The organism is Bradyrhizobium sp. 76 (genome assembly GCF_023073025.1).
Lineage (GTDB): Bacteria > Pseudomonadota > Alphaproteobacteria > Rhizobiales > Xanthobacteraceae > Bradyrhizobium.
Genome location: NZ_JADPIS010000090.1, coordinates 241,692 through 256,785, shown reverse-complemented (window position 1 = coordinate 256,785; position 15,094 = coordinate 241,692). Strand labels below are relative to the sequence as shown.

The window sequence follows — 15,094 nt, the reverse complement described above, 5'->3', positions numbered from 1 at the left end:
GCAAGTGCACCAAATTGTTGAAGGGCTGTACGGGGAACGATGGATCAAACAGTACATTCGGACGACGCCCTGACGCGGGCGGCCTCGAGCCTGCGCCGCTCCCGCATCAGCGAGGGCAAGCCGTTTCCGCTTGGCGCCACCTGGGACGGGCTCGGCGTCAATTTCGCGCTGTTTTCGGCCCATGCCACCAAGGTCGAGCTCTGCCTGTTCGACGACGACGGCGAGACCGAACTGGAGCGGATCGAACTCCCAGAATACACCGACGAAGTCTGGCACGGCTATCTGCCCTCGGCCCGTCCCGGCACCGTCTATGGCTACCGCGTCCACGGCCCCTACGAACCCGACGCGGGACACCGCTTCAATCCCAACAAGCTCGTGCTCGATCCCTACGCCAAGCAGCTGGTCGGCCGGTTGCGCTGGGGACCGGAGCTGTTCGGCTACCAGCTCGACCATGCCGACAAGGATCTCTCCTATGACGAACGCGACAGCGCCCCTTTGATGCAGAAATGCCGCGTCATCGACCCGGCCTTCACCTGGGGCGCCGCGCGCAAGCCGGAAGTGCCGTGGGAGCGGACGATCGTCTACGAGATGCACGTCAAGGGTTTTACCCAGCTGCATCCGCTGGTGCCCGACGCGGACCGCGGCACGTTCTCCGGTCTCGCGCACTCGGAAGTTCCGGCCTATCTGCGATCGCTTGGCATCACCAGTGCGGAATTGTTGCCGATCCATGCCTTCGTCGACGACAGCTACCTGGTCGAGAAAGGCCTGCGCAATTACTGGGGCTACAACTCCCTTGCCTTCTTCGCGCCGGAGCCGCGTTACCTCAAGACGCCGTTCGCGAACGAATTCAAGACCATGGTCAACCAGTTCCACGCCCATGGCATCGAGGTCATCCTCGACGTCGTCTACAATCACACCGCGGAAGGAAACGAGCTCGGTCCGACGCTGTCATTCAAGGGCATCGACAACGCCAGCTATTACCGCCTGCTGCCGGACCAGCGGCGCTATTACATCAACGACACCGGTACCGGGAATACGGTGAACCTGTCGCACCCGCGCGTGCTGCAACTGGTCGCGGATTCCCTACGCTACTGGGCGACCGAGATGCGAGTCGACGGCTTCCGTTTCGACCTCGCCACCATCCTGGCACGGGAGCCCTACGGGTTCGACGAAGGCGGCGGCTTTCTCGATGCGTGCCGCCAGGACCCCGTGCTCTCCAGCGTCAAGCTGATCGCCGAGCCCTGGGACATCGGTCCGGGCGGCTATCAGGTCGGTCAGTTTCCGCCGGGATGGGCGGAGTGGAACGACAAGTTCAGAGACACCGTGCGCGCTTTCTGGAAAGGCGACGAGGGATCGATCGCGGACTTCGCCAAGCGCGTGTCTGGATCCGGCGATCTCTTCAACAAGCGCGGTCGCCGGCCATGGGCCAGCGTCAACTTCGTCACCGCCCATGACGGTTTCAATCTCAATGATCTCGTTTCGTACAATGACAAGCACAACGAGGCCAATGGCGAGGACAATCGCGATGGCCACAGCAACAATCACTCCTGGAACTGCGGCGCCGAGGGACCGACGGACGATCCGGAGATCATTGCCCTGCGCGAGCGCCAGAAGCGCAATCTGCTGGCAACCATGCTGTTGTCCCACGGCACGCCCATGCTGCTAGCCGGCGACGAATTCGGACACACCCAGCACGGCAACAACAACGCGTACGCCCAGGACAACGAGACCACATGGCTCGACTGGATGGGCATCACCGCGAATGGCCGCAGCCTACGCGAATTCACCCGCAAGCTGATCGCGACGCGCAAGGCATTTCCGATTCTCTACCGCAGCCGCTTCCTGGTCGGCTCACACAACGAAGAGCTGGACGTCAAGGATGTGACGTGGCTCGCGCCGTCTGGCGAGGAAATGACGACGGAGCAGTGGCAGGACGGCAACGCCAAATGTTTCGCTTTGCTGCTCGACGGCCGCGCCCAGGAGACCGGGATCAAGCGCCGCGGTTCGGACGCAACCATGCTGCTGATCTACAATGCTCATCACGACGTCGTCAATTTCACCTTGCCCGCGGTCGCCGAGGGACGCAGCTGGATCGGGTTGATCGACACCAATCAACCGGAGGGGCAGATGCCCGCATTCGAATTCGGGCATGTTTATGCGATGACCGGGCGATCCCTCGTGGTATTCGGCCTCGCGACCGAGAACATCGCCACGCGCCGCCTGCGCCAGGGCCTCGGCGCACTGCTTGACGTCGTGGAGGCGCCACTGCCGGGATAGTTCGTCGTGACACGGTGAGCCGAGGCTGTCGAGTTGATGACGACAGGGAACGCACGCAGGTTACCGGCGTTCGAGTAGATGGGGCATCAGTCGGAGAACACCGAGATGAAGTTCACAGGTGCCGTTATCCTCGCCGCTCTCGCGCTGCCTGCAGCAGCCTGGGCGCAGGCCAGCAAGCCTGACGTTTCGTCCGCGCCGAGCGCACAGAATTCGGGAGCCGGCATTGCCGGACAGCCCGGCAACAAGAACGGGCCGACCGCCAAGCCTGGTGAGACCGTCGGATCGAGCTCGACGAGCTCCACTGGCAACACCGCCGTGCAATCGCAGGATCCGGCGCATATTCAGGGCGCACCGGGCAACAAGAGCGGGCCGCCTGCCAAGCGTCCGGATCAACGCTGAACGAACCCGCCCGCAATCCTGCCGATCGACTTCGAACGACCTGCGCCTGACATCATCGGCGCAGGTCGTTTCGCGAGGAACGAACGCTGAAGCCGCCCGTTCGGAAGACATCTTCTTTCCTGTCCTTCCAATCCGAGAGTCCTTCCATGTATCACCACGTCAAGAAGCTGATGTTCACCGTGCGCGTCGACGAGCCGGATCCCCGCTTCGGCAACATGCTGCTGGAGCAGTTCGGCGGCGCCAATGGCGAGCTCGCTGCCGCGATGCAGTACTCGATCCAGGGATTGAACTGCGAGGATCCCGATCGCAAGGACCTGCTGATGGACATCGGCACCGAAGAGCTCAGCCATCTGGAAGTGGTCGGCACGCTGGCGCGGATGCATCTCAAGCCGTCGAAGTTCGACCGCCAGGCAGCCGAAGCCGATCCCCTCATCGCCATCGCGGGCGGCGGCGGGGTCAATCTCTTCAACTCCCAGGGCAATGCCTGGACCGCCGACTATCTGAAGATCACCGGCGAGCTCGACGTCGATCTGCGCAGCAACATCGCCGCAGAGGCGCGGGCCAAGATCGTCTACGAGCGGCTGATCAATTTCTGCGACGACGCCGGCAGCAAGGACGCGCTGCAGTTCCTGATGACCCGCGAGATCACGCACATGAAGGCGTTCGCGCTCGCGCTCGAGAGCATGGGCAAGCCGGCGTTCAGCATCGGCCGCATCGCCCCGACACCCGGCCTCGTGGATCAGTTCTTCAACGATTCTACCGGCGCCGGTGATCATGGCGAGATCGACACGCGCGGACCGTGGAACGAGGGCGGCGACTGGGTCTTCACGGAGTCGCCGGCGATTCAGGCGGGCGAACCGGGTCCGGCCTCGGCCATCGTCACCGAGAGTTCGCCACCCGCAGACGAAGCCGGTCTGGGCGATCTGCTCATCAACGAGCTGCGCGATATCCTGCATGCCGAGAAGCAATTGACCAAGGCGCTTCCCAAGATGGCGGAGGCCGCCCGCTTCGACCAATTGCGTGAGCTGTTCGAGCAGCACCTCGCCGAGACCGAAGCGCAGGTCGAACGCATCAACGAATGCTTCGAAATGCTCGGTAAATCCGCCCGCGCCAAGCCCTGCAAGGGCATGATGGGCTTGGTCGAGGAGGGCCAGGAAGTCATGGCCGAGGGCGAGGACAAGGAGGACGCGGCGGCCGACCTCGCCCTGATCGGCGCAGCGCAACGCGTCGAGCATTACGAGATCGCAGGCTACACCACGGCGCGCAACCTCGCCCAGCAGCTGCGCCACAGTGCCATTGTCGCCCTGCTGTCGAAATCGCTGGCCGAGGAGGAGAACGCCGATCAGCTCCTCAACCAGGTGGCCCGCTCGCTGATGTCGGTGGCGAAAATGCCCGCGGCGGTCGAGCAGACCGAATGATGCCTAGCCGTCCAGCAGGTCGAGAAACTCCTCGACCCGGCGGAACGGATCTTCGTCCCGGCGGCCGACGTGAACAACGCGGTCGCCGTCGCGCTGCAGTGCTCCCGTCTGCGACTTTCCCCTGGATTTCCGCAGCCGCCCCGGCAGGAACGTCGCGGCGACGGCCTCGGGCCCGACATCGAGCCTGACGATGCCGCGCCGTTTGCAATCGATCCGGAGCCTGGCGGATGCGAAGAAGTCGCGGGCCTCCAGCGGCAGTCTGCCGAAACGACGCGAGATCTCCTCCTCCAAGTCTTCCAGATCGTCGTCGCTTCGGCACCTGGCAGCGCGGCCATAGATCTCGAGCCGGACCGCTTCCGATTGCACGTAGCCTTCAGGCAGCATGTCGGCCAACGGCATATTGAGATCGGGGACCCACAGATCGGCGCCGGTATCGCTGCCGCGCTCGGACGCCCGCTTCAGCAGATGACTGTAGAGCACGGGTCCGAACACCTGGACGTGGCCGGACTGCTGTTCCGAAAACAGATCGCCGGCGCCCCTGAGGTCGAGGTCGCGCTCGCTGATTGCAAAGCCGGCACCCGGCTTGCTGAACTCCTCCAGCACCGCCAGACGTTTCTCGGACTGCTCCGAGGTCGATTCCGTCAGCAAATGAGCAAACGCGCGCGTGCCGCCGCGTCCCACCCGTCCCCTGAGCTGATGCAGCTGTGCAAGCCCGAATTTTTCGGGCCAGCACACCACGATGGTGTTCGCGCGTGGAATATCGAGACCGCTTTCCACGATGTTGGTCGCCAGCAGCACATCCGCCTCGCCATCGACGAAACTCATCATGCGGTCGTCGATCTCGTCCACGGGCAGTCTGCCGTGAAGACAGACGATGCGCAGCTCCGGCGCCACCGATTGCACACGGGCCAGCATCGGCTCCAGATCCTGGATGCGCGGGCAGATCAGGAAGCTCTGACCATGCCGCCTGCGCTCGCGGAGCAGCGCGGCGGCAATGGCAGCGTCCGACAGCGGCGCGATCCTGGTCACGATGGGAAGGCGATGAACCGGCGGCGAGGCAATCACGCTAAGATCCCTGAAGCCGGCAAGTCCCGCCGCGAGCGTGCGCGGAATCGGCGTGGCGCTCATCCACAGCGAATGAGCCCCCTTGGCGAGCCCTGAAAGCTTCGCCTTCTCCGCCGCCCCGAAATGCTGCTCTTCGTCGATGATGACGAGGCCAAGATCGGCGAACTTCACGTCCTTTGCCGCAAGCGCCTGCGTGCCGACCACGACTTTCAGCGTGCCGCGCCGCAGCCCCTCCTTGATCTCTCGCGTCTCCGGGCCTGAACTGGCCCGCGAGAGGCTTCCCACCTCGATGCCGAGAGGGCCGAACCGTTTGCGGAAGGTTTCGACATGCTGCCGCGCCAGCACGGTGGTCGGCGCCGCGATCGCCACCTGCTTGCCCGACAGCGCCACGGCGGCTGCCGCTCGCAGCGCGACCTCGGTCTTGCCGAAGCCGACGTCACCGCAGATCACCCTGTCCATGGGATGGCCCGCCGCAAGATCGTCGAGGACGTCTTGAATCGCCTGGCCCTGGTCCACTGTCGTGAAATAGGGGAACCGTGCGACGAATTTTTCGTAAGCCGGCCCCGGCGGCACCAGCTTGGGTGCGCGACGGCGGAGGCGCTGGCTGATGTGTTTGGCGAGCGCCTTGGCGGCGACCTGGATTTCCGCTTCCGCCTCGGTGCGCCGCGCCCACCAGCTGCTGCCGTCCGCCTTGTCCAGCGTCAGCTTGCCGGGCTCGCCCGCATAAGGCCAGATCACGGCAAGATCGGACGGCGGTACGAGCACGGCATTGTCGCCCGCGAATTTGAGCCTGATCATCTCGCGTCGCGATCCCTTGCCCATGTCCAGGGTCTGCAAGCCGTCGAGCACGGCGAGCCCGCGTTGCAGATGGACAATGGCGGCGCCCTTTTCGGGCACGTCGGGATGATCGAACGCCGGGTTCCAGGCGCGCGCCATCGGCTGGGGATGATGGGCCCGGCTGCCGAGCACGTCGGACGCGGTCACGACGACAAGCGGCTTGCGGCCGGCGCCAATGAACCCCGCGTCGAAATCGGCCAGCAGCGCGCCTTCGCGGCTCCGTGCCTTCGTCACCTCGCTCCAGTCGGCCAGGCGCTCCGCCTTGATGCCGCTCATGCGCTCCATCGCGCGAAGGTCATCCTCGACGGCGGCGACGAACAGCAGCCGCGATCCGCCGCGCTGCATGTCGGCGACAAACGCGCGAAGCGCCTTGCGCGGCGAGGCCAGCTTCGAGAACTCCGGCGTCGAGATGAAGGCGGCCTTGCGCGGCAGCACGCTGATGCGCTTCTTCAGCTGCCTCCAGTCCGCCTGCCCCAGATACTCGCGCTCCGCGTCCCTGCGGCCGGCGGCGTCCTCGATCGTGCCCAGCCAGCTCTCGGCGTGGACCGATACCCCGGCATCCGCGATCCATCGCGCGCGGCTGCAATAATCAGGTAGCGTCGCCCGTTGTCCGCGCGTAGCTCCCAGCGCGATCCGTTCGGACATGGGGTCGATGATCAATTCGGCGGTCCCATAGACGACCTCGTGCTCGATGGGATCGACCGCGACGATCTTGCGGATCGTGTCTCCGGAATGCTCGATCCGGAAGGGAGCGAGCGCGCCGGCGGGAAACACTTCGAACGTCTTGCCATGGAACAGGACGCCGCCCGGATACTCCGCCTCTTCGTCAAGATCGTAGCCCAGAGCTTCCAGCCGCGTCTCCAGCTCGGGCCCGGAATAGGGTGCGCCCACCTTCAGCGTGAGGCTCGACCGCGACCAGCTCGCCGGCAGCGGCAGCCGTTCCATGATCGCTTCCGCGGTCGACACCAGGAAGACGGGTTTCTTTGCCTTGGCGAGACGCCGCAGCACCGAGCTGCGCCGGCCCGCGATCTCGCGGGAGGGCTCGAGGCCGTCGAAGGGCAGCGTGTTCAGGCGCGGAAACACCAGCACGTCGACCGAAGGATCGAGGGCGTGGATTACGCCGCCCAGCCGCTCTGCCCTGCTCTCGTCATCGCAGAGGAAGACGAGGCCGTCGCGGCCGGACTTCTCCCAGTGATGGAGCAAATGCAGCGCCAGCATGCCGAGCGGCGATGAGGAGGCGACCGCGGAACGCGAAGCGCTCTTGTCCGGGCGCTTGCTTGTCGAGCCCGTGCTTTTCGAACTCGTGCTCTTCGAACTCTTGCTTTTCGCGCTCTTGCTTATCGAGCCTTTGCTTTTCGAGCTCTTGCTTTTTGTGTTTATCGCGCCGGTCGTGGCCCGGGCTTTCCTGGTGGGCGCCAATGTGTATCCAACTTTGTTTCGCAAATAGAGGCGAGCGAGGACGAGCCCTCCCGTCGAGCTCCGTCGATAACGCACCTCGGGCCTGAGCGCCCAATGACGTCATTACAATTTTGCAATTGCGTTGAAAAGCAGAGACAGGGGGTAAAGGCAAGCGGCCTGAACGGGCAGAAGGCTAACCGGCAGGCAGCTATTGCAGGACCTTCGGCAGCACCACGACCACGTCCACGCTCTGCGCGAGGATATGCGTTGCGACCACAGCGAGCTGGTGCGAGAACTCGTCCTCGATCTCGGCTGCGCAGTCTTCGTCGCTGGCAATGGCAAACAGCAGATTGCCGTCGATTTCGTCGAACCGGATGCCGGCGAAGAGGCGATCGAAAATCTCGGCGCCCGCGATGTACGCGATTCGCGCCTGGATGGCCTGGTCCTCGACGAGCGACAACTTCCTCATGGACGCAACATATGGCCGCACCACCCGAATGCAAGAGCAGGAGAGCGCTGGCGCCGCGTGCCTTGCGAACTATATTGGTGACATCGTCCCGCCTGACCGCCGTTGGCCCTTGAGGAAATCCTTGATTCTGTTCCTGCTGCTGATCTTCCTGCCGATCGGCGTGTCGGCCGGCCGCTATTATTTGCGCAGCGACGGCCGCGGCAATTGGCAGACGGCGGATCGCTCCAGTGCCGGCCTGCTGCCGCCCGCATCCGCCAATCCCGACGCGCTGATCCGCGTGTTCGCCGCGCGCACGGTGCGCTGGCGCAGTATTTTTGCCGTCCACACCTGGATCGTCGTCAAGGAGAAGGGCGCCGCCACTTACAGCCGATACGACTACACGGCCTGGGGCGACCCGATTCGTAGCAACGGCTTTGCCCCCGACGGCCGCTGGTTCGGCGCCCTCCCGGAAACCGTCGTCGCCGTCGACGGCGCGCGGGCCGAAGCGCTAATTCCCAAGATCCGTTCCGTCATCGAGAATTACAAGTTCCGCGCCTATGGCGACTACAGTGCCTGGCCGGGACCGAATTCCAACACCTTCGTGCAGGCCGCGCTGGACGCCGTTCCCGAGCTGCGCGCGGTGCTGCCGCCGACCGCCATCGGCAAGGACTTTCCCTACAGCGGACGCTGGGCCGGCATCACGGCGTCCGGCACCGGGCTCTACGCCTCGCTGTCGGGCTATCTCGGCATGACCATCGGCTGGGTCGAAGGGGTCGAGATCAATTTCCTCGGCGCGGTGCTCGGCCTCGACATCCGCCGCCCCGCGCTGAAGCTTCCAGGCATCGGCCGCCTGGGTGTCGCGGCCGGCGCGTAAAGCATGACGGAGCAGTCCCATCAAAGTCGGTGCCCTCGCAAGCTTCCCGATATCAATGTGTGCTTCAGGTCACAGCAGAATCGAGCGCCTTGGCCTAGAATGAACTTGCATGGCCGCAAACAAGGTAACGGCGGTACGCACCAGGCTGGAGAGGCGACCAACAGCTACGAACTTTTGAAGCCGCCAGGGTGAAGAACTCGGCGGCTTTTTCTCTGTCCAGGAACGCGCGGCCGAAGCTTGTTCGCTGCCGATGTGGCTACCGGAACTTCTACCGTTTGTCTGAGGTTTCCGAGGGCCTCCGCTGATCGCGCTCTTCTTCGATCTGCCGTTCGGCCTCGAGCCAAAACTCCACGTCCCGATCGACCGGGCGACCGGCCTGCTCCCAGAGTTCGTACGCGCGCGCTCGTACCTTGCCGCGCCGCATCATGCGAAGCAGCTTTTGCTTCAGCTCCTCGGCGAAGTTCTTGAATCGCTGGACGGTGGTTTCGTCTTTGACAAGGGCTGCCGCTCGCGTTGCGAGTTCGATCTGGTGCTCTATCTTTTGCCGCTCGTCCACCGCAAACCCCGCCGTAGCCACGGGCCTGCGTCGCAGCCCGTGCTGCTCACAACCTCAATTCCTGCTGGAAGGCTCTGTTCCGCCTTCAATGCCAGGTCTTGCTAGTGCCACGTCGTGTCCGCATCGACGATCACTGCTCTTGTTTCGGGATCTTCCGTCACGTTGCAGGTGCAGGGCATGCCCTCACCGCAGCGGCAGCCGCCCAATTCCTCGCTCCAGGCGCGGAGCGGATGGTTTTCGCAGACCCATCCCAAACCGTGGCAGAATGGGCATCTCTTGTCGGTCACAGCGTATCCGGCGTCCGCATTGGGTTCGACTTGTCCTCGTTGCGCAACTCCTGCTCGGCCGCGTGCCAGAACTCTTCCTCGCGGCCTTCCGGCTTGCCGGCTCGCTCCCATAGCCGGTGCGCACGTTCTCTGATGTCGTGATCGGTCGGCTCAGGCATTGCATCTCCTGCGAAGAGACACGGCCCCACCCTGGGGGGTATGGGGGCTTGGAGGCGGGGCCGTGCAGGCCAGCAAATCGGCGGCGACGCTGGCCCGCTGAGTCAAGCCTCGATGGTGCGCAAGAGTTCCTAGTTCGGAGCGGCGATCACGCGAGCTCGAACGAAGCCGCCGTCGCCGCCTTTTGCGGACCCCGCGATGAAGCGGTGCACTCCCGACGCGGCGCGTTCCGCGGGTATCGGGATGCCACGTCAGCCAGCAATTCAAACCAATCTGGCGTCGAGCAGCAGGCAGCGCAAGCTCGAGCAGGTCAGCGCGGCGAGCGAGAACGTTGTCGTCAACCGAAATCCGCGATGCGGGCGTCGAGCGCAAACATGCTTTGATAAACTTCCGGCTCGCTCGCCCCGGCCATGACGTCGGGCGCAAGCTCGCTTGCCCGCTGCAAGGCAGCCTGCAACGAGGCGACGTCGAGCGCCTCGATCAGCAAAAGCCCCGCGAAGAAGCCCTCGTTCTTCCGCATGCCCTTTTCGGTCGTCCGCACCGACGTCCGCGCCTCGTCAGTCGCGCCGATCTGCACGGCGGCAACCCCGTCGCACGCAACGAGCGCCTGAGCCAGACCCTGGAGATCTTTCGGCAACATCTCTATCCGGAGCGCCACGACCGAGGCGCCCTCGCCCCGCCCTCCCCGCACGATCATGGCACCGCCGCCCCGCATGAAATTGCCGAGCTTCGGCATGATGCGCTGGGACCACGGCGTCGGTGCGTTGAGGCGCGTCAGATAGGCCTCGCCGTCGAGGACCTCCGGCGTCTCCAGCTCATACAGAATAAAGAAGCGGTCGATGTCGTCCCTTGCCGCGCGGAAGACACGCGATGCCAGGAAGCCCTTCGTCGTCACGCGCTCGGTCGTGTGCTCACGCGTCAGCCAGTGCCGGTAGTCGGTCAGGTCGTGAGCCTCGACGTCGCTCCAGATGGCAAGAAATCCCGTGCCGCGCATTGCGCCCTCCATGCTTACGCCTTGCCGCCGGCCGCAAGCCCGTGCAGAGCCGGTGCGATGGTCTGAGGCAATTGCCCCAACCGTTGGACGACCGCGAGCATCGCGGCGAGATAGCCATATGGACCGAGACCGCAAATGACCGCCGTGCAGGCACTCGACGTGATCGAATGGCGGTGCAGCTCGTCCCGCGCGTGGATGTTCGAGATATGCACCTCGATCTTCACACCCTCGAAAATCTTCAGCGCATCGATCAGCGCGATCGAGGTGAATGAATAGGCCGCGGGATTCATGATGATGGCGTCCGCGTTACCATGGGCGGACTGGATCAGGCTGACGAGCTCGCCCTCCATGTTCGTTTGATGGAACGACATCGAGATTCCGAGCTGATCGGCCAGCGCCTTGCAGCTCGCCTCGATCTCATCGAGCGTCGTCGAGCCGTAGATGTGAGGCTCGCGGACACCGAGGAAATTGAGATTGGGTCCGTTGAGGATCATGATCCTTGCGGCCATTTTCGTTTGTCCTTCTTTTGTGCCGACGCGTCTAGCCGGCAAACCATTTGGCCGGGATCGTCACCAGTCCCGGGAATAGCACCATCGCGAACAGGACGATCAGTTGCGCGATCATGAAGGGCCAGACGCCCTTGATGATATCCTCCATGCTGATCCTGGAGACGCCGCAGACGACATTGAGCACGATGCCCACCGGTGGCGTGATCAGGCCGATCGCATTGTTGATGATGAAGAGTACGCCGAAATAGACGGGGTCGATGCCCGCCGCCTTGACGATCGGCATCAGGATCGGCGTGAGAATGAGGATCGTCGGTGTCATGTCGAGCGCCGTCCCCACAATGACAACCACAACCATGATCGCGAGCATCAGCAGCGTGTTGTTGCCCATGAAGGGCTTCAGCAGGGTTACGACCTGCGCGGATATCTCGGACACGGTGATGAGCCAGGACGATACCAGCGCCGCAGCGACCAGGAACATGACGATGCTCGTCGTCACGGCAGAGGAGACGAAGATCGCGTAGAGCTGCGACAGCTTCAGCTCGCGGTAGACGCAGGTCGCGACGAACAGCGAATAGACGGCGACGACCACTGCGGCTTCCGTCGGCGTGAAGATGCCGAAGCGCAGGCCGACCACGATGATGACCGGCAGCATCAACGCCCAGAAGCCGTCGACGACGGCCTTGACGATCTCCGACCACGAGGCCCGTGGCGGCGGCGTCAGGTTCTCTTTCCGCACCACCCACGCCCAGGCCAGACAGAGCCCTGCGCCGAGCAGCAGTCCGGGCACGATGCCAGCCAAAAACAGTTTCGAGATCGAGACGCCCGCGGCGACGCCGAAGATGACGAAGCCGATGCTGGGCGGGATGACGGGAGCAATGATGCCGCCCGCCGCCACGAGGCCCGCTGCATAGGACTTCTTGTGCCCCGCCGCCACCATCATGGGCACCAGAAGGGACGCGAGCGCCGCTGCATCGGCAGCCGCCGAGCCGGACAGCGACGCGAGGATGCAGGAGGCAAGGATCGTGACATAGCCGAGCCCGCCACGGAAATGCCCGACCGCGACCAGCGCGACATTCACGATACGCTTGGCCAGCCCTCCCTTGTTCATGATCTCGCCCGCGAGCATGAAGAAGGGAATCGCCATCAGCGGAAAGCTGTCGGCGCCGTTGATGACATTCTGCGCCACGATCTGGGCGTCGAACATGTCGATCGTGCTCATCAGGGCCACGCCGCAGACGATCAACGCAAAGGCGATCGGCATGCCCAGCGCCATGGCGCCCAGCAGCGAGAAGGTGAAGACGGCGATCGTCATGACGCGATCCCGGTGGACTGCTGGATGTGGACGCCGCCTGGCACGGTTCGATGAGACATCAGTGCTCTTCCGTTTCCTTGACGGCCACCATGTCGGATTCGCTCGCCTGTCCAGTGAGCACGCGGACGAGGTCGTAGAGAAGGATGACTGCGGCCGACGCGCCGAAAATCACGCCGACCGCGTAAAAGATGGCCATCGAGAGACCGGTCGCCGGCGCGCGATCGTCAATGTTGATGATGGTCTGGCGCCAGCTTCCCGACAGCAGCAGCCAGTCGGCAAACAGCATCAGGCAATAGTTGATAACGAAGCATATGCGCTTGCCAGAGGCCGGCAGCATCCGGACGAGGCTGTCGACGCCGAGATGGGCGTGCTCGCGAAGCGCGACGATTGCGCCCAGGAAGGTCAACCAGACCAGCAGCCAGCGCGACAACTCTTCGGAAATCGTGATTCCGGAGTTGAAGCCGTAGCGCAGGACGACATTGCCGAAGACCAGGACCACCATCACCGCGAGGCACGCGGCAATGACGGCCTTCAGGAACGTGCAATAGAGGTCGAGAACTCGCGCCATGCGTGACGTCCGGACAAATGAGGGGCGGAGCCGACCACTGGCCGACTCCGACGCCTGCGTGACAGCAGAAGTCGACTACTTCACGTCCTTGCGGATGCGCTCGACCTCTTCGTTGAAGAGCTTCACCGTCTCGGGACGAAGGCTGGCCGACGTCTTGTCCGCGACCGGCTGCGCTGCCTTCCGCATGCGCTCCGTTTCTTCAGGAGCGATCGCGTTGTACTGCATGCCCTTGGCCTGCAGCTCCGCCAGAGCCTTGTCGGTCTGGAGGCGGGTCTGCTCCTTCTGATAGCCGCGGCTTTCTTCATAGGCTTCGCGCATCAGGCCCTGCTCGGTTGGCGACAGCTTGTCCCAGAAGATCTTACTCACCAGGATGATATTCAGGGTGAAAGTGTGATTGGTGGCGGAAACGTACTTCTGCACTTCATAGAACTTGTTCGAGAGAATGACCGTGTAGGGATTCTCCTGGCCGTCGACGGTGCGGGTCTCGAGCGCCGAATACAGCTCACCGAAAGCCATCGGGACCGGATTTGCCTTAAAGGCACTGAAGCTTTCGAGATAGACCGGATTCGGAATCACACGAAGCTTGAGGCCGCTGAAGTCCTCGAGCTTGGTGATCGGACGGGTGCTGTTCGTGACGTTGCGGAAGCCCAGGCCCCAATATCCGAGGCCAATAAGCCCCTTCGACGGCAGCGTATCCATCATCGCCTTGCCGAATTTTCCGGTCGCGAGAGCATCGGCCTGCTCGGTCGTGTTGAACAGGAACGGGAAATCGATCAGACCGAATTCCGGAACGACGGTGGCAAGTGATGTCGTCGAGGCCGAGAGCATCTCCTGGGTGCCGCCGCGCAGCGCGGATTGCTGCTGCAACTCGTTGCCGAGCTGTGAGGCCGCGAACTCGCGGACCTTCATCTTGCCCCCGCTCTTCGCCAGCAGGATCTCGGCGAATTTCTGCACGCCAAAGCTGACGGGGTGATCGGTGTTGTTCAGGTGTCCCCACCTGATCGTGCGCTCCTGAACGTCCTGAGCGGATGCGCCGACCGTCAGCGCCACGCAGATCGCCGTCGCAGACAGCGCCCGTACCAGCAAGCTCATCGTTTTCCTCCCTGTTCGAACGGGCGCGAACGGCGGCTTAAGCCATCATTTTTCGCACCCTCAGTCCATTTAGACATCACACTTATATTTCTATGTCAAATGATGATATCTATTTTATATGATGATTTACTGTACGTCCGACATTTGAAATCTGCTATATTGGTGGCAACACTGATGGTTCGGCCGCCTCCGAAGTGGCTGACCGATCGCGACAGGTGGGATCAGAAGGCATGACGTCACTCGAGGAACGGCCCCTGTCGGCGGGCGACAGTGGCTATCAGCGCATCCGGGCCGACATCATTTTCGGAGTGCTCACGCCATCCGGACGCCTCAAGCTCGATGCCATGAAGGAAGATTACGGCCTCAGCGTCAGCACACTGCGCGAGATCCTCAATCGTCTGACCTCCGAGGGTTTTGTGGTCGCCGAGGGCCAGCGCGGCTTCGAGGTGGCGCCGATCTCCATCCAGAACCTGCGTGAGCTCGCCGGTCTGCGCATCCTGCTGGAGCATCATGCGATGGCCGAGTCGTTCCGCGCCGGCGACGTGGAGTGGGAAGGCCGCGTGGTGTCGGCGCATCACAAGCTGGCGGCGACCGAACGCACCGTGCTCAAGGAGGGCGACGATCCCGAGCTGCGCAAACGCTACGACGGCGAATTCCACCAGGCGCTGATCTCGAGCTGCGGTTCGCGCGAGCTGATGCAGACCCACGCGGTCGTATTCGACAAATATTTCCGCTATGCGCTGCGCTACCGCGGCGCAGAGACGATCAACCAGCACAAGGCGCTGCTGGAATGTGCTCTCAAGCGCGACATCAAGAGCGCCAAAGCCGTGCTCACCGAGCACATCAACGGTTGCGTCGCGCACGCCCTCGCCTCCTGGAACGAGGACTGATCGCCCGGCTCGCG

General features: G+C 63.5%; 15 protein-coding genes. 6 read left to right on the top strand and 9 right to left on the bottom strand.

Features of this window, described 5'->3' with window-relative positions; translation table 11 throughout:
- Nucleotides 1-39 precede the first annotated feature (39 nt).
- From glgX to IVB48_RS17805, 3 genes are all read left to right on the top strand, one after another.
- Nucleotides 40-2,277, top strand: coding sequence for a glycogen debranching protein GlgX (gene glgX / locus IVB48_RS17815; RefSeq protein ID WP_247401293.1), 2,238 nt, complete (start codon nt 40-42; stop codon nt 2,275-2,277).
- 105 nt (nt 2,278-2,382) lie between these two features.
- Nucleotides 2,383-2,676 carry a hypothetical protein gene (locus tag IVB48_RS17810; RefSeq protein WP_027570452.1) on the top strand — a complete coding sequence of 98 codons (294 nt, stop codon included), beginning with the start codon at nt 2,383-2,385 and terminating at the stop codon, nt 2,674-2,676.
- Nucleotides 2,677-2,822: 146 nt separating this feature from the next.
- Complete coding sequence (locus tag IVB48_RS17805; RefSeq protein ID WP_027570451.1) at nt 2,823-4,094, top strand: DUF892 family protein; 1,272 nt, start codon at nt 2,823-2,825, stop codon at nt 4,092-4,094.
- 3 nt (nt 4,095-4,097) lie between these two features.
- On the opposite strand, the gene IVB48_RS17800 is transcribed toward IVB48_RS17805, so the two are convergent.
- A complete protein-coding gene (locus IVB48_RS17800; RefSeq protein WP_247401291.1) occupies nt 4,098-7,214 on the bottom strand; it encodes a DEAD/DEAH box helicase in 3,117 nt (1,038 codons plus the stop codon).
- On the opposite strand from IVB48_RS17800, the gene IVB48_RS17795 reads away from it, so the two are divergent.
- Nucleotides 7,213-7,443 (top strand): hypothetical protein, encoded by a 231-nt coding sequence (locus tag IVB48_RS17795; protein WP_027570449.1) that lies wholly within the window; start codon nt 7,213-7,215, stop codon nt 7,441-7,443. The genes IVB48_RS17800 and IVB48_RS17795 overlap by 2 nt on opposite strands.
- 159 nt (nt 7,444-7,602) lie before the next feature.
- On the opposite strand, the gene IVB48_RS17790 is transcribed toward IVB48_RS17795, so the two are convergent.
- Entirely contained in the window at nt 7,603-7,863 is a 261-nt protein-coding gene (locus tag IVB48_RS17790; RefSeq protein WP_007595982.1) for a hypothetical protein, read from the bottom strand.
- Nucleotides 7,864-7,984: 121 nt separating this feature from the next.
- Between IVB48_RS17790 and IVB48_RS17785 the strand changes: the two genes are divergently transcribed.
- Complete coding sequence (locus IVB48_RS17785; protein ID WP_247401289.1) at nt 7,985-8,716, top strand: DUF3750 domain-containing protein; 732 nt, start codon at nt 7,985-7,987, stop codon at nt 8,714-8,716.
- Nucleotides 8,717-8,984: 268 nt separating this feature from the next.
- On the opposite strand, the gene IVB48_RS17780 is transcribed toward IVB48_RS17785, so the two are convergent.
- From IVB48_RS17780 to IVB48_RS17750, 7 genes are all read right to left on the bottom strand, one after another.
- A complete protein-coding gene (locus IVB48_RS17780; protein ID WP_247401287.1) occupies nt 8,985-9,272 on the bottom strand; it encodes a DUF2934 domain-containing protein in 288 nt (95 codons plus the stop codon).
- 283 nt (nt 9,273-9,555) lie between these two features.
- A complete protein-coding gene (locus IVB48_RS17775) occupies nt 9,556-9,717 on the bottom strand; it encodes a DUF2934 domain-containing protein (RefSeq protein WP_081747976.1) in 162 nt (53 codons plus the stop codon).
- Between the two features lie 335 nt (nt 9,718-10,052).
- The gene (locus IVB48_RS17770) at nt 10,053-10,709 is read right to left on the bottom strand and encodes a hypothetical protein (protein ID WP_027570446.1); all 657 of its coding nucleotides are present in this window, start codon (nt 10,707-10,709) and stop codon (nt 10,053-10,055) included.
- Nucleotides 10,710-10,723: 14 nt separating this feature from the next.
- The gene (locus tag IVB48_RS17765) at nt 10,724-11,218 is read right to left on the bottom strand and encodes a type II 3-dehydroquinate dehydratase (protein WP_247401284.1); all 495 of its coding nucleotides are present in this window, start codon (nt 11,216-11,218) and stop codon (nt 10,724-10,726) included.
- A gap of 31 nt (nt 11,219-11,249) precedes the next feature.
- The gene (locus tag IVB48_RS17760) at nt 11,250-12,530 is read right to left on the bottom strand and encodes a TRAP transporter large permease subunit (protein ID WP_027570444.1); all 1,281 of its coding nucleotides are present in this window, start codon (nt 12,528-12,530) and stop codon (nt 11,250-11,252) included.
- A gap of 58 nt (nt 12,531-12,588) precedes the next feature.
- Complete coding sequence (locus IVB48_RS17755; RefSeq protein ID WP_247401282.1) at nt 12,589-13,098, bottom strand: TRAP transporter small permease; 510 nt, start codon at nt 13,096-13,098, stop codon at nt 12,589-12,591.
- A gap of 75 nt (nt 13,099-13,173) precedes the next feature.
- A complete protein-coding gene (locus IVB48_RS17750; protein ID WP_027570442.1) occupies nt 13,174-14,190 on the bottom strand; it encodes a TRAP transporter substrate-binding protein in 1,017 nt (338 codons plus the stop codon).
- Between the two features lie 230 nt (nt 14,191-14,420).
- Between IVB48_RS17750 and IVB48_RS17745 the strand changes: the two genes are divergently transcribed.
- The gene (locus IVB48_RS17745) at nt 14,421-15,080 is read left to right on the top strand and encodes an FCD domain-containing protein (protein ID WP_247287705.1); all 660 of its coding nucleotides are present in this window, start codon (nt 14,421-14,423) and stop codon (nt 15,078-15,080) included.
- Nucleotides 15,081-15,094 lie beyond the last annotated feature (14 nt).